General features: G+C 69.7%; 20 protein-coding genes and 1 pseudogene. 11 read left to right on the forward strand and 10 right to left on the reverse strand.

Features of this window, described 5'->3' with window-relative positions; genetic code table 11:
• Positions 1-97: 97 nt before the first annotated feature.
• Positions 98-958 (reverse strand): enoyl-CoA hydratase/isomerase family protein, encoded by an 861-nt coding sequence (locus KUM38_RS23770; RefSeq protein WP_217131460.1) that lies wholly within the window; start codon positions 956-958, stop codon positions 98-100.
• Positions 959-1110: 152 nt separating this feature from the next.
• On the opposite strand from KUM38_RS23770, the gene KUM38_RS23775 reads away from it, so the two are divergent.
• The 3 genes from KUM38_RS23775 to KUM38_RS23785 all read left to right on the forward strand — a co-directional run bounded on the left by KUM38_RS23775 (position 1111) and on the right by KUM38_RS23785 (position 4267).
• Positions 1111-1728: a TetR/AcrR family transcriptional regulator gene (locus KUM38_RS23775; protein WP_217131461.1), complete on the forward strand. Its 618-nt coding sequence runs from the start codon at positions 1111-1113 to the stop codon at positions 1726-1728.
• A gap of 966 nt (positions 1729-2694) precedes the next feature.
• Positions 2695-3621, forward strand: a complete 927-nt coding sequence (locus KUM38_RS23780) for an SDR family NAD(P)-dependent oxidoreductase (protein ID WP_254397656.1) — start codon at positions 2695-2697, stop codon at positions 3619-3621.
• 67 nt (positions 3622-3688) lie between these two features.
• Positions 3689-4267, forward strand: a complete 579-nt coding sequence (locus tag KUM38_RS23785; RefSeq protein WP_217131462.1) for a TetR/AcrR family transcriptional regulator — start codon at positions 3689-3691, stop codon at positions 4265-4267.
• Between the two features lie 215 nt (positions 4268-4482).
• Here the strand turns inward: KUM38_RS23785 and KUM38_RS23790 are convergent, their stop codons facing one another.
• On the reverse strand, positions 4483-5496 hold the full coding sequence (locus KUM38_RS23790; RefSeq protein WP_217131463.1) for an aldo/keto reductase: 1014 nt from the start codon (positions 5494-5496) through the stop codon (positions 4483-4485).
• Between the two features lie 14 nt (positions 5497-5510).
• The gene (locus tag KUM38_RS23795) at positions 5511-6452 is read right to left on the reverse strand and encodes an NAD-dependent epimerase/dehydratase family protein (protein ID WP_217131464.1); all 942 of its coding nucleotides are present in this window, start codon (positions 6450-6452) and stop codon (positions 5511-5513) included.
• 70 nt (positions 6453-6522) lie between these two features.
• Between KUM38_RS23795 and KUM38_RS23800 the strand changes: the two genes are divergently transcribed.
• Positions 6523-7458 (forward strand): LysR family transcriptional regulator, encoded by a 936-nt coding sequence (locus tag KUM38_RS23800; protein ID WP_217131465.1) that lies wholly within the window; start codon positions 6523-6525, stop codon positions 7456-7458.
• A 249-nt stretch (positions 7459-7707) separates the two neighbouring features.
• Here the strand turns inward: KUM38_RS23800 and KUM38_RS23805 are convergent, their stop codons facing one another.
• A complete protein-coding gene (locus tag KUM38_RS23805; protein ID WP_217131466.1) occupies positions 7708-8277 on the reverse strand; it encodes a TetR/AcrR family transcriptional regulator in 570 nt (189 codons plus the stop codon).
• A 128-nt stretch (positions 8278-8405) separates the two neighbouring features.
• Here KUM38_RS23805 and KUM38_RS23810 point away from each other — a divergent pair, with 128 nt between their 5' ends.
• Positions 8406-9242, forward strand: a complete 837-nt coding sequence (locus tag KUM38_RS23810; RefSeq protein WP_374227073.1) for a hypothetical protein — start codon at positions 8406-8408, stop codon at positions 9240-9242.
• 148 nt (positions 9243-9390) lie between these two features.
• On the opposite strand, the pseudogene KUM38_RS23815 reads toward KUM38_RS23810, so the two are convergent.
• Positions 9391-10152 (reverse strand): annotated as a pseudogene (locus KUM38_RS23815) (aldo/keto reductase); the annotation flags it as partial.
• Positions 10153-10447: 295 nt separating this feature from the next.
• On the opposite strand from KUM38_RS23815, the gene KUM38_RS23820 reads away from it, so the two are divergent.
• Positions 10448-10855 carry a transposase family protein gene (locus tag KUM38_RS23820; protein WP_308409029.1) on the forward strand — a complete coding sequence of 136 codons (408 nt, stop codon included), beginning with the start codon at positions 10448-10450 and terminating at the stop codon, positions 10853-10855.
• A gap of 108 nt (positions 10856-10963) precedes the next feature.
• On the opposite strand, the gene KUM38_RS23825 is transcribed toward KUM38_RS23820, so the two are convergent.
• Both KUM38_RS23825 and KUM38_RS23830 read right to left on the reverse strand, forming a co-directional pair.
• A complete protein-coding gene (locus KUM38_RS23825; protein WP_217131468.1) occupies positions 10964-12694 on the reverse strand; it encodes an endo-1,4-beta-xylanase in 1731 nt (576 codons plus the stop codon).
• Positions 12695-13006: 312 nt separating this feature from the next.
• Positions 13007-13243: a hypothetical protein gene (locus tag KUM38_RS23830; protein WP_254397657.1), complete on the reverse strand. Its 237-nt coding sequence runs from the start codon at positions 13241-13243 to the stop codon at positions 13007-13009.
• 307 nt (positions 13244-13550) lie between these two features.
• Here KUM38_RS23830 and KUM38_RS23835 point away from each other — a divergent pair, with 307 nt between their 5' ends.
• Positions 13551-13913, forward strand: a complete 363-nt coding sequence (locus tag KUM38_RS23835) for a hypothetical protein (protein WP_217131469.1) — start codon at positions 13551-13553, stop codon at positions 13911-13913.
• Positions 13910-14569, forward strand: a complete 660-nt coding sequence (locus KUM38_RS23840) for a nucleotidyl transferase AbiEii/AbiGii toxin family protein (RefSeq protein WP_217131470.1) — start codon at positions 13910-13912, stop codon at positions 14567-14569. The genes KUM38_RS23835 and KUM38_RS23840 overlap by 4 nt, the downstream gene beginning before the upstream one ends.
• A gap of 37 nt (positions 14570-14606) precedes the next feature.
• Here KUM38_RS23840 and KUM38_RS23845 read toward each other — a convergent pair whose 3' ends face one another.
• The 3 genes from KUM38_RS23845 to KUM38_RS23855 form a co-directional block, all read right to left on the reverse strand.
• Positions 14607-15017 (reverse strand): FKBP-type peptidyl-prolyl cis-trans isomerase, encoded by a 411-nt coding sequence (locus KUM38_RS23845; protein ID WP_302181264.1) that lies wholly within the window; start codon positions 15015-15017, stop codon positions 14607-14609.
• A 252-nt stretch (positions 15018-15269) separates the two neighbouring features.
• Positions 15270-15770, reverse strand: coding sequence for an integrase core domain-containing protein (locus tag KUM38_RS23850; protein WP_374227072.1), 501 nt, complete (start codon positions 15768-15770; stop codon positions 15270-15272).
• 99 nt (positions 15771-15869) lie between these two features.
• The gene (locus KUM38_RS23855; protein WP_217131472.1) at positions 15870-16034 is read right to left on the reverse strand and encodes an integrase; all 165 of its coding nucleotides are present in this window, start codon (positions 16032-16034) and stop codon (positions 15870-15872) included.
• A 262-nt stretch (positions 16035-16296) separates the two neighbouring features.
• On the opposite strand from KUM38_RS23855, the gene panD reads away from it, so the two are divergent.
• Genes panD through KUM38_RS23870 form a run of 3 tightly spaced genes read left to right on the forward strand, consistent with a single transcriptional unit; the run spans position 16297 to position 17789 of the window.
• Entirely contained in the window at positions 16297-16719 is a 423-nt protein-coding gene (gene panD, locus KUM38_RS23860) for an aspartate 1-decarboxylase (protein WP_217131473.1), read from the forward strand.
• Between the two features lie 34 nt (positions 16720-16753).
• Complete coding sequence (locus tag KUM38_RS23865) at positions 16754-17098, forward strand: GNAT family N-acetyltransferase (protein WP_217131512.1); 345 nt, start codon at positions 16754-16756, stop codon at positions 17096-17098.
• A gap of 7 nt (positions 17099-17105) precedes the next feature.
• The gene (locus KUM38_RS23870) at positions 17106-17789 is read left to right on the forward strand and encodes an aspartate/glutamate racemase family protein (RefSeq protein WP_217131474.1); all 684 of its coding nucleotides are present in this window, start codon (positions 17106-17108) and stop codon (positions 17787-17789) included.
• The last annotated feature ends 40 nt before the right edge of the window (positions 17790-17829 follow it).

Genomic DNA, 17829 nt, shown 5'->3' on the forward strand with positions numbered 1-17829 from the left:
CAGCAAAAATCAGCCCGCATCTCCAGCAGCACGAGCACCACAACCCGGCGGCCTGAAAACCGCTGGATACATGGGCAATGCAGGCGAAAACGACCTCTCAGACGCTGTTGGCGATGCGCTCGTGGTCCCGTTCGCCCTCGCGGGTCTGGATACCAGCGGCGAGCAGCTTGTGGGCGAGCTCGGTGACCTCATCGCCGAACGCCGCGAACAGGCCCTCGTTCTCAACGGCGTACGCCGCACGCGGAATCGGAGGCGCGACCGCGTCGACCGCAGCCTTGGTGATGGAGATCACCTCCGGCCGGAGGCCGGCGATCCGTCGGGCGAGGGTGTCGACGAAGGAATCGAGTTCTGCGGCGGGCAGGGCACGGTTGATCAGGCCGTACCGTTCCGCGAGCTCCGCGCCCACGAGTTCGGCGCCGAGGATGAGCTCCAGCGTGCGGGCCCTTCCCGCCAGGCGCGTCATGTTCACCGTGCCGCCGCCTCCGGGCAGGATCCCCATCAAGGACTCCGGCTGCCCCTGCCCCGACGTGCCGATCGCCGCGAATCGCATGTCCAGGTACATGAAGAACTCGTTGCCCGCGCCGCGCGCGAAGCCCGCCAGCTTGCCGATGGTGACCTGCGGCAGCGAGCGGACCTCCTCGCTCATCGCCTGGAGGATGTTCAGGCCTTCCGGGACGGTCGAGCCCGGCGCGGCCGCGATCGCAGCGCGAGTGGCTGCAGGCAGCGCGTCAGGGTCGGTGAGGTAGGCCATGTCGCCGTGCGCAATGAAGAACTCCGGGTCGGCGCTCTCGAAGACAATGACGCGGACGTCGGCGTCGTCCCGCACACGCGCGACGAATGCCCGGAGGGACGGCAGGAGGACCGCGTCCATCAGATTGAGCGGCGGGTGATCGATTGTCACCGTCGCGACCCCGTCCGAGACGTCGATCGTCAGGGCGGGAAGGTCTGCGTAGCTCATGAGGTGGCTCATTTCGCGGTAAGGGACGGCCCGCGACCGGGCCGTCGGCTGGGGACAGCGTCGCGAATCTCAGCGTCGCGGCTGACACTGAGTATCAAGTTAGAATCCTGTACCCAAAGAAGCAAACGAGTGTGTCGGAGTACACTCGTCCCATGAGCGCAGCGCCAGTCGGTACCCGTGAGATCAGCCGCCACGCGGTGCGAGCAGAGCTGGCCCGCGTCGCGTTCAACCGGTTCTGCCTCACCGGCTTCAACCAGGTCACCTTTACCGACCTCTCCGAAGCCGCCGGAGTGTCGCGGAGCACCTTCCTGCGCTACTTCGGCACCAAGGAAGACGTGGTCCTGTTCGTCTTCGACCCTGTCGGTGACGTCATCGCTGACGCGCTCGATGCCGACCGGGCCAACCAGGACGACTGGAGCAGGCTGCGCAACGCCCTGGAGTCAGCCGTGACGTTCCTCGTGCGCGACGTCCAGGAACTCGTGACGATCCTCGGCCTCATCGAGCAGACCCCGGCCCTGTGCGCACGCCTCCGCGAGAAGCAGGCTGAATGGCGACCAGGGATCGTCGCCCGACTGCAGGAGACGACCTCCTCGACCGACGGGTCATCGGTCATCGCCAACGTTCGCGTAGCGGCGGCGCTCGAATGCCTGTGGATCGTCCTCGGGCAATGGAGTGCGAGCGACGGCGAAGAGGACCTCGGCGAACTGCTGGACGCCGCGTTCGCCGCCTTCTCGACCCCGGCATACCGGCAGACGGACGCTCCGTCGTAAAGGGCCGGGGCGGCGGCTTCCTCGGCGGTGCCGAAGCGTCCGAAAGGAGTGGTCGCTCAGCCGGCGGTGATCGCGTCGTCGGAGTCCAGCCCCGGCCGCGAGTGCAGGAGTGGGGTGTCGATCCGGCCGAAGCGGACGGTGTCCACGCGCAGCCGTGCGGGGCCGACGAGACCTCCACAGCGCCTATCCGCGCAACCTCTAAGGAAGACGGATATCCAGATCATGTGATTCCACGACCGCCGCCCTGTCGGCCAGGAACTCGCGGTCCGGCTGACGGAGTGGGCAGCCGGTCGGCGACGCAGCGACCGAACTCCGGCACATCCAGCTCATGCGGCGGATCACCGCTGCCGGCGAACCCCGGCAGCCCGACCGGGTGGGCCCGGATCCACTGGCCGAACGCGCCCAGCCCGGGCGGAAGGCGGTCGGACACCGCCATGCCCTGAACCAGGACGACGTCCGGCACGCCGGGGCATGGCCGACCGACGGACCGGCTGCGCATCCGTCCCCGCACCGATCGCACTCGTCCCCGCACCTGCGGAGTCGCCGAATGCCTGCCCTGTGCCGACTGCCCGTTCGCGGCAGCCCCGGGCAACCGCCCGGCCACATCCCTCACCGGGGTCTGCGGGGCGACGGTCACCAGGTCGGTGGTCATGATCGCGCGTACCTGTTGAGCCGTGGGGTCCTTCGTGCGTGTGCGGTCCCCGATGCGACGGACGGGGATGGGTCGCGTGACGCCAGTCGCATTCTTTCCCTGCCTCCCCGCTGTACCCGACGCATCGCGGAAAGACTGTGGACGGTCACGTAATTCCCCAGGTGTCCGGTGGGGACATTGGCCGCCGGACGCCCAGGGCGTCCGGCGCCCTCGGATCGGAGCGGCTTCATGCCGTCCGGCAGCGCTTGTTCCACGGCCGAGCAACCGTAAGCGGATAGGTCATCCAGTTGTGTGTTACGGTCCCCGACAAACGGATGAGCTATCCGTATGGCTGGGTGGAGGGGCACATGACGAAGAAGGCAGCTGTGGTCACGGCGGGGACAGCCGGTATCGGGCTGGAGACGGCCCTGGGGCTGGCCGACGCCGGGCTCTCCGTCACCGTGGTCGGACGCAATGCCGACAGGGGTGCCCAGGCGGTCGACCGAATCAACGCGATGAACCCGGCCCATCCCGCACGGTTCCTGCCCGCCGACCTCGGCTCGCTCGACCAGGTGCGCGCACTCGCCGACCAGATCGCCGCCGAGCATGCCACCTCTGGCGACCCGCTGACCGTGCTGGTCAACAACGTCGGTGCGATGTTCCCGGAGCGACAGACCCTGGACGGGATCGAAGCGTCGTTCCTCGTCAACCACCTCTCGCCGTACCTGCTGACGGAACTGCTCCTGCCCACGCTGACGACCGACGCGCCCAGCAGGATCGTGAACGTGACATCGGGTGCGGTCAGGGCTGCGAAGAGGTCCTTCGACGCCGTCGAGCCGCCCGGCGGCTACTACGGCTTCCACTGGTACGGCCGCGCCAAGCTCGCCAACCTCGCCTACACGCTCGACCTTGCCACCCGGCTCCAGGGCACGGCCGTCTCTGTCTTCGCCGCCGACCCCGGAGGCGCCGCGACCGACATGACCAACGGCACCATGACCCACCCGAAGATCGTCTCACCAGCCCTGCGGCTGCTGTGGCCGCTGGTACGCCGCAAGTTCGAACGCTCTACTTCGGGTCCGGCGTCCCTGGCTGCCCGGCCCTCGATCGTCGCCGCCACCGACGCCGCCCTTACGGGCCGGACCGGCATCGTCATCGGAGCCCGGACCCACCCGGTGACACCTCCGCGCGCAGCCACAGACCCCCGCGTCGCCCAGGACGTGCGTCGGCTCAGCGAACGGTACGCACCCCTCACGGCAACCTGACCCGCCAAGCGGTACGGGTGCCGGCGGCGGCATCATCCGGATGGGTCATCCGATTAGCATGTCCCCCATGACGACGCCCCTTCGCAAGGACGCGGCCCGCAACTGGGACCGGATCGTCGCTGTCGCCCGTGCCCTCGTCGACCAGGGCACACCCCTGCAACTGAACGATGTCGCCGGCCGCGCCGGACTCGGAGTCGGCACTGTCTACCGCCACTTCGCCACCCCTGAGGCGCTGCTGGAGACCGTCGCCACTCCCTGCCTGGAAGCCCTGGCCGCCCACGGCCGGCAGGCGCTGGCCGACACCGACCCCCGGCGCGCCCTCGAAGCCTTCTTGTTCCGCACCGTCGAAGCGCAGGTCACCGATGCGTCCCTGGCCCCGGTCGCCGCCGCAGCCACCGACACCTTGCCCCGCACCACGGAACTCAAAGAGATGCTTCAGTCGGTCGGCACCGCACTCTTCGACCGGGCGCGCGCCGCCGGGGCGGTCCGACGTGACCTGGCCGCCACCGACCTCGTCCCGCTCATGTGCGGCATCGCCTACTCCGTCGACGTTCATGGCGGCACCCCCGCCGACCGGCTCGACACCGCACGCCGCTACTTGGCCGCACTCCTCGAAGGACTGCGTGCCACGCCTCAGCACCCGTGAGAACACCGCACGCGCACTGGCCGAGGTGATCCGAGTACCCTCCGCCGGTGTGGTCAGTCCGATCGCCGACAGCAGACGGCTGCCCGCCCCAACGCCTGCATGGCGCCCAGGTCCGCGACCGCCGTCCCCCTGGGGAACCGTGACCACGAGGGTGGGGAACTCCGTGACGCGGAACCGGCCGAAAGCGGGGGACTCCATGACCGTCGACAAGACCGTCAGGGAAGCGGAATCCCGCACGGATGGCCGCGGAGACCGGCAACCGGGATGGGCGCGACGCGGCGGTCCGGCGAGGTGGGGGAGTGACGCCGAGGCCGACCGGAGGGCGCTGGTGCGAGCCTCACGCGCCGCGCACCAGGGCAGTCGTCCAGCTGAGTCTGCTCCGCCTCGCTCAGCTCGAGCCCGGCCGCCTTGGCGGAGTCCTGGATCGATGCCGGGCGGCTGGCGCCCGGCACCGGGATCACCGCCGGGGAGCGGGCCAGCAGCCAAGCCAGGGCGATCTGCTGCGGGCTGACGCCGTGCACGGACGCGATGCGGTGGAAGGCGGTGCTCGCGGCGGTCGGGCCGCGGGTGCCGTCCAGGGAGCTTCGGGAGATGCCGCCCAGTGGGCTCCAGGGCAGGAAGGCCAGCCCCAACCGGGTGCTCAGCCGCAGCTCGGGCTCACTGTCGCGAACCGCCGGTGAGTACTGGTTCTGTACGGAGACGAGGCCGTCGCCGAGGATCGCGTGCGCCTCGCGGATCTGGCCGACGGTGACGTTGGAGATCCCGGCGGCGCGGATGGTGCCGGCGTCGAGCAGCTCGCGCAGCGCGCCCACGGACTCCGCCCAGGGCACGGCTGGATCCGGCTTGTGCAGCTGGTACAGGCCGATGGCCTCCACACCCAGGCGCTTCAGGGACGCCTCGGCGGCGCGCTTGAGGTGGCCGGGGGTGGCGTTGACGGTCCAGCTGCCGTCGCCGGGGCGGCCGCGGCCGCCCTTCGTGGCGACGAGCAGGTGGGAGGTGTCCCCGCCGTAGCGGGCCAGGGCGCGGGCGATGAGGAGTTCGTTGTGGCCGGCTTCGCCGGCGTGCCAGTGGTAGCTGTCGGCGGTGTCGATGAGCGTGACCCCGGCGTCCAGGGCGGCGTGGATGGTGGCGATGGCCCGCTGTTCGTCCGGGCGGTGCTCGATGGACAGGGGCATGGCGCCCAGGCCGACGGCGCTCACGGCAGTGTCTCCGACGGTGCGGTACTGCATGGTGTGTCCGTTCCTCAGGAGGTGGGGGCGGCGGCTGTGGCGAGGGCTTCGGCGACGACGCCGGGGAGCCAGTCGGTGGTGCGGGAGAAGGAGAAGCCCAGTCCCTTCGCGCGGGCGTTGCTCATGGCGTAGTGGCGGTCGAAAGAGAACGGCGAGGCCGGCTCGCCCGCGGCGACGCTGCGGTACGCGGCCTCCCTGCCGGCCTGTACGGCGATGACAGCACCGAGGCCGTAGACGTCAAGTGGGCCGTCGGAGCAGGCGTTGACCGGGCCGGTGGCATCGGTGAGCGTGGCCGCCCACCGCAGCAGCTCCGCCAGCTCCTCGTAGTGGACGAAGACCGTGGGCAGCGCCTCGGCGTGCACGGTGATCTCTGTACCGTGGGTGATGCGCTCGGTGTAGTGCCTGAGCCGGCCGGTGAACTCCGCCGCGCCGCCACCGAGGACGTGGGCGCTGCGTACGGCGGCGAAAGCGAACCCGTGGTGCTGGGCGAGGACGGCCTCCGCCTGGCGCTTGCCTTCAGCGTAATGCGCCTGAAGGTACGCCGCGTCGTGCCAGGGCAGGTCCATCCGCACCAGCCAGGTGGCCGGATCAACCGTCTCCTCAGGCACCGATGTCCCGGGCGGGACCGCAGGCAGCACGGCGGTTGCCGGATCGTAGACCTCGATCGTGGAGGTCATGACGTAGCGCCGGGTGCGGCCGCTGAAGGCACGGGCGGCGATCGCGGCCTGCACCGGGGTGTAGCAGACCTGGTCCACGACCACATCGAAGCTGCGAGACCCCAGCGCGGCGATCAGGGCAGCCTCGTCATCACGATCGGCAACGAGGTGCTCGATCCCTGTCGGCGGCGGGGTGGAGCCGCGGTTGATCACAGTGACCCGGTGTCCTGTTGCCTGCAGGCGCTGCACCAGGACCTTGCCGAAATAGCGGCTTCCGCCGATCACGCAGATCCTTTTCATGCCCCCATCCTGAACACCTACAGTCATCAGCAGAAGTGCCCAACCACTGGCTACGTATTAAGGATTACTGTTGATCGATGTGCAGCGGCTCCGTGTCCTGCGGACCGTGGCCGAACACGGCAGCTTCAACCAGGCGGCCGCGGCCCTCCACCTCACCCCTTCAGCCGTCTCCCAGCACGTCGCCGCACTCGAGCGCAGCCTCGGTGCCCAGGTCGTCGCGCGCAGTACCCGCGGAGTCACCCTGACCCCGGCCGGCCGGATCATGGTCGGGGCTGCCGAGTCGGTCGCCGCGGAGCTCGCACACGCCCAGCAGCAAGTCGATCAACTCGGCAGCGGCCGCACCCAGATCACCATCGCCACCTTCACCAGCGGAGGCAGGCTCCTTCTGCCCGGCGCACTCACCCGCCTGGCCACCGCCCACCCCGACACCGTGGTCCACGTCAGGGAAGCCGAGCCCGAAGACAGCCTGCCGCTGGTCCGCCAGGGCGCCGTAGACCTCGCACTCGCCTACCACTTCGACGGCCCGCTGCCCGGCCGGCTCGGCCCGACCCCCAGCCTGGCGTGGACGGCACTCCTTGAAGACCCCCTGCATGTCGTCCTGCCCGACGCCCACCCCCTGGCCGACCGAGAGTCACTCGACATCGCCGAGCTGGCCGCCGAGCCCTGGGTGCTCGGCTGCCTCAAGACCGAGGCTTACCTGCGCCGTTACGCCGAACGTGCCGGTTTCGACCCAGATGTGCGCAGCACGACGACCGACTACTTCTTCGCCCGCTCGCTCGTCGCCGCGGGCCTGGGAATCTCACTGATCCCCTCCATCGCGCAGACCCCTCAGGTGGCGGGAGTGCGCACCGTCCCGATCGTGCCGCCGGTTCCGACCCGGCACATCGGCGTCGCCACCATCCTCCGCCGCAGCCTCCCCCAGGTCATGGCACTGATACGAGCCCTCCAGCAACAGGCGGCAGCGCTGGACGAAACTGACCCGCGCCCCACGACGTGGCCCAACTGATCCATACGCAGCCGAGGAAGACCGTGGTTCTGGGAAGGCTCCGGGGTGGGCGACAAGGACGACGCCGTGGCGGAGAGGTGGACGCCGGCGCGTCCGGCCATCAGGCGTTTCTGCAGCTCGGCATCGGCAATGCGGCCTTCGCCTGCCCCGGGCCCGGGGCAGGCGAAGGCGTGACGGGGCCGACCCGGCCCCGGACGGAGGCCGAGTGGTGCCGGGGATACGGCCGGCCCGCGTCTCCGTCCGTACGGGTCAGCCCGCCGAGGCGGATCCAGTCGGGCCGAACATCACGCCCGCCAGCGCCTCGAAAGTCTCCTCGGGATCGCGTCCGTCCAGCAGACCGTCAAGGTTGCGGGAGAGCAGCAGCGTCGCGAAACCATGGGCCATCGACCAGGCCGCCATGAAGTTGATGACCGGATCGTCACCATGGCCCTCCACGGCCGTACGGAGCATGCTCCGCGTCCGTTCGCGCGCCGCGAGGAGTTCCGCGTCGTCCGGGCGCAGAAGCTCCGGTCGGAACATGATCTGGAAGTGTGCTGGGTGCGCAGTGGCGAAGCGCACGTACCGGACGCCCAGGTCGCGCAGGTCCTTCGCCTCGTCAAGAGTGGCGGCCAGGAGGCTGTGACCCTCGGTGGCGATGGCGGTGAGAAGCCCCGAGCGGTCCTTGAAGTGGTGTGCGGGCGCGGCGTGAGAAACGCCCGCGCGGCGGGCCAGGTCACGCAGGGACAGGGCCGCCGGCCCTTCGGTGGCGATGACGTCGAGGGCCGCGGTAAGCACGGCCCGTCGCAGGTCTCCGTGGTGGTAGGAGCGTTCGGTGGGCATGAGAGCAGCTTAGCGCGATCTAGTCATTGACAAGATTGCGCGTCGAAGGCAGTCTGGGCAATGACAAAACGTGAGGGCCGCGGAAAAGGGGAGCCGCTTTGAGCAACGACAAGGGCCGTGCAAGGCAGATGTGGCACCTCCTGGAGCCCCTGCATGCCGTCCTCTATTTCGCGCCACAGGTCCTCGAGGAGGTCGAGTCGCTCGGCTACGGCACCGGCGAGCGCTGGCCGAGCTACTTCGCCTTGCGGGCGGCACCGCTCGGGGCGCAAGGATCTCGTCAGGTGGCCTCCGCGTTCTACAGTTTCAGCCCCCGCATGGTCGCTGAGCACATCCCCGCCGCCTGGGACGTCGCCGCACCGGGCAAGGTGATCGATGCCCGGACGCGTGGCATCGACCGGGCGTACCGCGCTCTCTTCCGTGCGCGGACGGACAGCCCCGAAGTCGCCGAGGCCGCCGCACTCGCCCGCCGGGCAGCGGAGGCCGTACACACCGAGGGCCGACCGCTCGCCGCCGCCAATGCCGAGTTGCCCTGGCCCCAGGAGCCGCACCTCGTGCTTTGGCAGGCTGCGACGATCCTGCGCGAGCACCGCGGCGACGGTCATCTCGCCGCTCTCCTGACGGCGGGCCTCGACTCGGTGGAGGCGCTGGTGTCGTTCGCCGCGATCGGCGCGGCGCCGGCCGACGTCTTCGCCAGCCGCGGCTGGAACGAGCAGGAGTGGGCGGCCGCCCGCGAACGGCTCTTCGCCCGAGGATTGCTGAACGCCGACCACACCGCGACCGACGCGGGCCGCGCCCTGCGCGCAGAGGTCGAGCGGCGCACCGACGAACTCGCCGCTGCCCCCTGGCGGACTCTCGGCGACAAGGGCACCGCGAGGCTCGCCGAACTCCTCGGCCCACTCTGGCTGGAGGTCCTGGGCTCAGGCATGCTGCCTCGCGAGACCACGCTCGGCATCGGAAAAATCTGACAGCTCACACCGCACGGTCATCGCGTCATCGCGTCATCGCGTCATCGCGTCATCGCGTCATCGCGTCATCGCGTCATCGCGTCATCGCGTCATCGATGAGATCGATGAGACCGTAGGGCCGGACGGCGGCGAGGTCCGGGCCGAGCCGGGCAGGCGGTGCACTGCGGATGTCCCCGGAGGCGAGCGTGCTCCCGGAACGTACTTTCCGGTCAGCGGCCCCATCGCGAGCGGGCTGCGGTTGATGCTCGCGAGGTCGGACGCCTCACACAGGGACGAGCATTTCGGGCGCGTCCTGGAGGACGTTGCAGCGGTGCTGCACGGCCGCGCAGTGCGGGCCTGCGGCGAAGAGGGCCGCGCGCCCCGGGGCGTCAGTGCTCCATGCGTACGCGCGGATCAGCCCTTCCCGTACGAGATCCTCGCAGCCGTCCCGCAGGAGAGCGGCCCGTTCGGGGTCCGCGTCCGACAGGTGCAGCTGGTAAAGGTCCGCGTAGTCGGTGCCGAGCCTGCCGAGCGAATCCGTCAGCGCACGTCGTACGTACGCCGGTGAGTCGTCGCTGCCTGTGAGGACTTTGCTCTCCTCGTCGAAGAGGTTGCCCCACTTGGTGGCCACGACGACGTCCGCCCTGTGCCTGCCGAGGGCCCGTCCCCGTAGACGCTCGCTGTGCCCGGTCCCGTAGACGTCGGCGGTGTCGAAGAAGGTCACACCGAGGTCCAGCGCACGGCGCACGGCACGCACGGACTCCTCGTCATCGACCTTGCCCCAGCCGAGCGGGCTCCCGTCGGGGCCCTGCCATTCCCCGCCGATGGCCCAGCAGCCAAAACCGAGGGCGCTCACCTCGATTCCGCTTCGTCCAAGGGCCCTTGTGTACGACGCGTGCCTACCGGCGGCCGTCCCCTGCGTCGTCTCCATGCTGGTGAAGGCCAGGAGTTGGAGTGCGTGCGAAGGCAACCCCCTGCCGTGCCACGCCCGTAGGCGTCACATCAGGTGGGATCCTTTCCTTGCTCCCGGAAGGAGTCCCCACTGAGCTGATGGCGATCCGCACGACTTCGGCCACGGGAGCGGCGGGGGCAGTCCGTGTGCGTACGCGGTTCGCTCTCCGCGGGCTTTCATCCGGTGTCTTCGGCCTCACCGGATCCCGGCTCGGCCATCCTCCGGTGCGCCTGGGCCTTGACCGCATCGGGCAGCACCTTGTCGGCCAGCCCCTGTGCCTTGGTGCAACCTGATCTGGATCTCCTCCGCCCGGCCCGGCCGGTCCAGCGAGATCACCGCCGCCCGCCACGGCAAGATCACCGCGCATCTCCGCGAGGCCGGCCTCGGCGCCCTGGCCGACCTCGGCTTCGTCGGCCTGGACGACCAGCCCGACGACGACCCCGTGATCATCACCGGCCGCAAGGCCACCCGGAACCACCAACTCACCGATGCCGAGAAGGAAGCGAACCGGCTGATCAGCCGCGAACGCGCCGCCGTCGAACACGGGTTCGCCCACCTCAAGTCCTGGCGCATCCTGACCAAGGTCCGCACGAACGCCCGCCACGCGACCACCCTCCTGCGGGCCCTCCTCGTCATCGCGAACACCGGGTCCGGAGGTGACCGACGATCACCCCCGCAGTGATCATGATGCTGACCGGCAGGAATCCGTCACTCCCGGACCACGCCGGCCCCGCGGGCTGCGGAATCAGGATGAAACGGTCCCCCTGGTCGTTCGCGGTGTTCGCCGTACCTATCCAGTACCTGAGCGGCGAGCGTCGTCCAGGACGTCACGCAGCGCCCAGTAGGCGGGTTTCGCCTCGTACGTCGCGTCCCAGGGAAGAGCGTTTCCCGGACTCGGGGGATAGTGTCGCAGGTCAGCCGTGGAGCCGTACTTGTCGGTGAAACCCCAGGTCGAGAACGAGGTGCAGTTGGGTTCTTCGCCGCAGACTGCGAGTTTCCCCGCCAACTGGCGGGCCTGGATGTCCTCTTCGTCCTCGTCGACGAGGACGTCCGCCTCCGAGACCCGGGCCTTCAGGCCGAGCCCGGCCAAAGCCCGGACCTTGCGTCGGAAGACCTCGGGGTCGGTACGGTCGCCGACGGCGTATTCGTGGTCCTGGAAACCGACGCCATCGATCGGAACGCCCCGCTCCTTCAACCGGATCAGCAGCGCGTAGAGGGCATCCCAGCGTGGACCGTCCTCCTCCACCCCGTACTCGTTGAGGTACAGCACCGCGTGCGGGTCGGCCTCGCGGGCAGCATGGAAGGCGATGTCGATGTACTGCTCACCCATCGCTTCGAACCACAACTGTGGCCGCACGCCCCGGTTGCCGTTGGAGTAGTCCTCATCCTCGTCGGACATGGGCTCGTTCACCACGTCCCATTCCGCCACCTTCCCCCGGAAGTGGCCCGCTACCGCGCGTATGTGCTCCACCATGACGCGCCTGCGTTGCTCGTGCGTCATCTCGGCGCGCATCCATGCGGGCAGGGCTTCGAACCAGACGAGGGTGTGGCCGTGCACCTTCATCCTGTTGGCCTCGGCGAAGTCCACCAAGATATCGCCTTCCGCGAACGCGAACACGCCGCGTCGAGGCTGGACGAACTGCGGCTTGAAGTCGTTCTCCGGCGTAAGCATGGAGAACTCCTCACCCGCCGTCCGGCGGTAGACGCTGTCAGTCAACAAGGGGCCCGCGGCCAGGGCGGTTCCCATATGGATCGGGCGTGGGAGAACCGCCGCCAGATCACGCATCGCATCGCTGGACCGGGGCACTCGCAGGCCAGGCGCGTCCACGACGGACATCCGGCCCCGTCCCAGTGACCGCGCGTGGAGATCGCTGAGGGTCCAGCCCTTCCCGCGGGCTCCCGCATCCGCGCCGAACCAGATGCGGCCACTGCCGAAGACGTCCCGCGCGGGAACGGTTCCCACGACCCTGCCGTCGGCCTCCAGCACAAGCCTGTTCGCGCGGACTTCGACGGCGAGGCGGACTTCGAGCCCCAGGCCGCTCCCGAAGGTCCGGGTCATCGCAGGTCTGTCGGAGTCCCCGTCCCAGCGGTCGATCCGGAGCCTCCCGCCGACCACGCCGATGCGCACGCCGCGCCGTTCGTAGCGCCATTCGTCGTAGATGACCGGCGTCTCACCGTACAGATGCAGGTAGGCATCCGTGTCATCCGTGCGCCGCAGGCCGGCTTCGATCCGGACATCCCCTCGGAACACCAGGTGGGGACCGCGCAGGTTCACCGGTGGGTTCGGCTGTCCGCCGGTACCGTCCTGGCGTGTGATGCGCCGGTCGAGGGGTGTGATCCGTACTCCTGTGTGCGTGGGCTTCCCGCCGGCGAAGTGAGCCCAGTCCCTGCCGTTCAGGAGGTCTTCCACAGGTCCCCCCGCGGGCGCGGAGGTGCCGGCACGGTCCCCCGAGACACCAGTGACCAAGGCACACACAACCGCGATGACAGCGCTCTTTCGAAACCGCATGAAAAGCAGCACTCCGTATCCTCAGCCCGTCTTCCGACGGCATCGCCGCCCTCAGTCACACCGTCGCCGAGCACCGTCCTCCCCAGCCGCGGCAAGAACGGTGCGCAGCCGATTGCGCCGCCCCGCTGTGACTGATCGCCATTGTTTCAGGTGCGAGTGAGGGACCGTCGGCCGAGGACCGTTCGGGAACGACGGCCGGAGAGCGGTCGGTACGGTCGGCGGTAGGCCGGTACGGTCGGCAATGGGACCGTTTCATCCTGATTCCGCAGCTCGCGGGGCTGGTGTGGTCCGGGAGTGACGGATTCCTGCCGGTCAGCATCATGATCACTGCGGGGGTGATCGTCGGTTGGCCTTGCGGCCGGTGATGATCACGGGGTCGTCGTCGGGCTGGTCGTCCAGGCCGACGAAGCCGAGGTCGGCCAGGGCGCCGAGGCCGGCCTCGCGGAGATGCGCGGTGATCTTGTCGTGGCGGGCGGCGGTGATCTCGCTGGACCGGCCGGGCCGGGCGGAGGAGATACCGGCCGGCTCCGTGCGCAACAGCTCCGCACGTTCCCAGCTCAAGCCGCTGCTGCACCGTCCACGTCAGCACATCCGTCATGCCGCGGAACCTACGCGGCCAGCGGCCGGGCCCACCTCAGAACGCCCGACCTCACCCGTGACAGACGATCACGTGCTGACGATCTCGCCCCCGACCAGCCGGAGCCCACCAGCCACGACCCACACCAGGGCCCATGACCTGCGATTTTCAGGATGGAACGCGCTCAATGGGAGATGCCCGAGGGAGGAGCGTGCGGCGCCCGACTCGTACGTACGACAGGGGAGCCCCGTATCCGCCATGCCGCCGCCTCCCGGCAGTGATACTGGATGCATGGACACGACGATCACCGCCCCCCGCGCCGAGGTGCTGCGGCACCGCTACCGCAGCCGGCTGCCCGAGCGCTTGCAGGAGCTGGCTGGCCCCGTCGAGGGCGACGTGGACCTGCCGCTCCACATCGTCTGGTCCGGGCGGACGAGCTACAGCCTGGACCGTCCGAAGTCCCGCATGACGCTCTACCGGACCGTCCTGGCCGAAGGACTGAGTGAGGACCTGGTGGCCCTCCTGCACCACCGGCTGCTCGTCGAGCAGTGGCCCGTGCTGCGGCGCTTGATCAGTCCCTACATCCGCGAGGTCTGGGAGGACGCCTTCCCCGAGCTGCTCCGTACCGCTCCGGCCGACACGACCGCCGCGTGAGGCTCACTCCGCTCCACGAGCGTCTGCTCGCCGACATCATCGACCTCGGCTCCCCCTACCCTCTGGTCCTCACCGGCGGATACGCCGTGCAGGCCCACGGCCTGGTCGAACGCGTCAGCCGCGACCTCGACGTCGCCACCGAGAACCCCGCTCCGATGCAGGAGATCGTCGCCTCACTCACAGCAGGTCTCAGTGCGCGCGGATGGCGGACCACGCACGTCCAGACCGATCCGCTCAGCGGCCGGTTCCTCGTCACCGATCCGGACACCGGCGAGGAGTGCGAGGTCGACGTCCTCAAGGAGGCGTTCTGGGCTCCGCCCGCCCAGACCCCCTACGGCCCCGTTCTTTCCCTCGACGACGTGATCGGCACCAAGGTCCGTGCCCTCGCCGACCGCGGCACCGTTCGCGACCTCATCGACGTCCAGGCCGCCTCCCGCCACCGCTCCACCGCCGACCTCGAATCCCTGGGCCGCCGTCGCGCCCACGACGAGTTCAGCCTCGAAGACCTCCGGGACCGGCTCATCGGCGCGGACTGGTACGAGGACGAGGACTACACCGCGTACGGGCTCACCTCCCGGCAGATCGAAGAACTCAAGGTGTGGGCGCTGGAGTGGGCGGAGGATCTGGGTGCGCGGATCCATGACGAGAACGCCTGAGGCGAGGGCGAGGGCGCGGAAACAGGAACGGTCCGGGTCAGCGGGCGTTGCTCCAGCCGCCTGTGCCGGCGGAGTACGAGTCGAGCAGGTCCACCACGAAGACCAGGGTCGAGCCTGCCGGGATCAACGGCGAGGGCGACTGGTTGCCGTAGCCGAGACGCGGGGGAACGACGATCTCGCGCCGACCGCCGACCTTCATCCCCCTCAACCCCCGGTCCCAGCCCTTGATGACCCTGCCGCTGCCCAGGGCGAACTTGAAGGGCTGGTCACGGTCCCAGGAGGAGTCGAACTCCTTCCCGGTCTCGAAGGTCACCCCGACGTAGTGGACCCTGACCACCGTGCCCGGCTTCACCTCGGCCCCGTCCCCGACGACCAGGTCCCGGACGGTCAGTTCGGCAGGCGCAGCACCCTCCGGGACGTCGACCTCGGGCTTCGTCAGTTCACTCATCGCAGTTCCGTCACTCTCCGTCGCAGACCCTCGTGCGGGCCGACCCGGCCCATGGACACTCCATGCGGCAGAGGATCACGCTAACGCGCATGCCGGTTTCCGGAGCGCACCGGATCGGTGGCCGCGCATGGCGGTCCGTCGCACGGCCGGCGCACGAGCCCTCGCACACTCGGGCGGGACGCGGTGGCTCGGGTTGCACGGCGGCCGCCCGGGCGGGAAGCGGCGCAGAGAGCCCGGGCCGACGCGCGCCGTTCAGTCGACTGCGTCGAGTCGCGCCGCCGCCCGCAGGTCCCTGAACGACGAGATGACCTCGGCCAAGCCGTGCCGCAGGGGCATCTCCGGCTGCCCGCCGAGCCAGGGTCTTTGAGAAGTGATCGGGCCTTGTCCCCGGGGAGTGGACACCTGTTCGTAGGCGATCGGTGCCTGGTGTCCGTTCGCCGAGTGTCGTCGGCGGGCGTTGTAGCGGGTGGTCCAGCGGAAAACCGTCAGGCGGCAGGCGAGGGCTCCGTCGAAGCGGCGGGCGCCACGGAGCGTTTCGTGTTGGAGGGTCGCGTTGAACGACTCGGCGAGAGCGTCGTCCGCGCTGGTGCCGACCGCGCTCATGGACTGCCTAAGGCGTTCCGTGTCCTCATGTCCACGTTCACGGTGGCTGATGCGCGACGCGGATAAATGGAGTGCCGAGGAGCTTGTACTCACGCCTGGCACAACTTGTCGTAGATGCCAACGCCCTCGGTGCGTCGAAGAGTAAATCATCGAGGATTTCTGAGTTCACTCGGGTGTGAATGGGGAGCCTCCGTCGAATCGGTAATGACGGAGGCTCCCAGGTGTTCGACGGCAACGGTGACGGCGATGTCAGCGGACAACTGCTGTGGCGGGCGAGTCGTCAGGGCCGTCGTCGGTTGAGTTGAGGGCGATGCCGAGGGTGTCGATGGCTTGGTGTTGCAGGTGGAGTCGGACGTGGGCGTAGGCGCCGGTTGCGACGCCGATGTGGGCGTGGCCGAGTCGCTCGTTCTCCACCTCTCCTGTTCCTGATGTTCCGTCAGGTAAGTCGGCATCTGATCAGCATCAGTCCCCGAACTGTTCGAGACGGCTACCCGGACAAGCGCCTGGTCTGCGGCGTCACCACAGCCTGCCGCGCACCGAAGCCCAGGCGGGAAGCCTGCTCGGTACGGTGCACGATGTTCTGCAAGGTCTTCGACCGGGAGGCGTGCCCGTGTACAGTGAAGACCGCCCTTGACCTGCAGAAAGCAGGCAGGGAGCCGTCTTCCAGGAGTCCAAAGTGCTGCGTACTCTGTTCAAGTCCAAGATCCACCGAGCCACCGTCACCCAGGCCGACCTGCACTACGTGGGATCCGTGACGATCGACGCCGAGCTGCTCGACGCCGCCGATCTGCTGCCCGGGGAGCTGGTGCACATCGTCGACATCACCAATGGGGCCCGGCTGGAGACGTACGTCATCGAGGGCGAGCGCGGGTCCGGGGTGATCGGGATCAACGGGGCCGCCGCCCATCTCGTCCAGCCCGGTGATCTGGTGATCATCATCAGTTACGCTCAGGTGACCGACGCCGAGGCGCGGGCGCTGGAACCCCGGGTCGTGCACGTGGACGGAGACAACCGCATCGTGGCCCTGGGCGCCGACCCGTCCGAGCCGGTGCCGGGGTCGGACCAGGAGCGCAGTCCGGGGGCCGTCGCCACGGCCTGACCGGCGCAGACCGAGGCAGGAGCGTGACGTGGCCATGGGTGACATCGAGATCCGTGACGACCGGGCGGCGGGCCGGCTCGAGGCGGTGGCGGACGGCGAGGTCGTCGGGCGGATCGAGTACTTCCCGCTCGACGGTCCCGAGCGCGCGCTCGTGCCCGTGCACACCATCGTCGAGCCCGCCCACGAGGGCAAGGGCATCGCGGGCTCCCTCGCCCGCGAGCTCTACGCCGTCGCCGCCCGTGAGGACAGCGCCGTCGCCCCGCTCTGCCCGTACGTCGCCAAGTGGGCCGAGCGCCACCCCGACCAGGCCCCGGCGGCCGGGCCGGAGCTGATCCGCGCGGCGAAGGGGTGGCTGGCGGCACATCCCGAGCGGTTCTGAAGTCGACGTGCTCGCACTGCTGCACACTTCGCCCGTTCACGTGCCCGTCTTCGACGCGCTGCGCGACGAGGCCCATCCCGGGCTGGAATTGCGGCACCTCGTCGCCGAGGACCTGTTGGAGCGTGCCCGCGTCGACGGTCCCGCGGCGGTCGCCGACGACGTACGGGCGAGGGTGAGCGAGGCCGTCGGCCGTGGCGCCCGGGCCGTGCTGTGCACCTGCTCGACCATCGGCGGGGTCGCGGAGGCGGCCGCCGCCGGGGTCGGTGTGCCGGTGCTGCGTGTCGACCGGCCGATGGCGGCCGAGGCCGTGGCGGCCGGAGCCCGGGTCGTCGTCCTCGCCGCCCTGGAGAGCACGCTTCGGCCGACGGTGGCGTTGATCGAGGAGGAGGCCCGTCGCGTCGGGCGGTCCGGCGGGGTGAGGACCGTGCTGGTCCAAGACGCCTGGGAGTGTTTCGAGGCGGGCGATTCGGCCGGGTACGTCCGACGGGTCGCTCGGGCCGCGGACGCGGTCACCGGTGCCGATGTGATCGTCCTCGCCCAGGCGTCCATGGCCCCGGCCGCGACGCTCACCACCACGCCGGTGCCCGTGCTGTCCAGTCCCCGTCCGGGACTCGCGGCGGCGGCCCGCCTGTGCCGGACGGGCCCCGGTGGGGCCGCGCCGGACCGGGAGGCGCTTCGGCCGAGAGCGTGACACTTCGTCGACATGCGTCATGTGGACGGTCGCGTGCGCC

This window comes from Streptomyces sp. AC558_RSS880 (genome assembly GCF_019049255.1).
Lineage (GTDB): Bacteria > Actinomycetota > Actinomycetes > Streptomycetales > Streptomycetaceae > Streptomyces.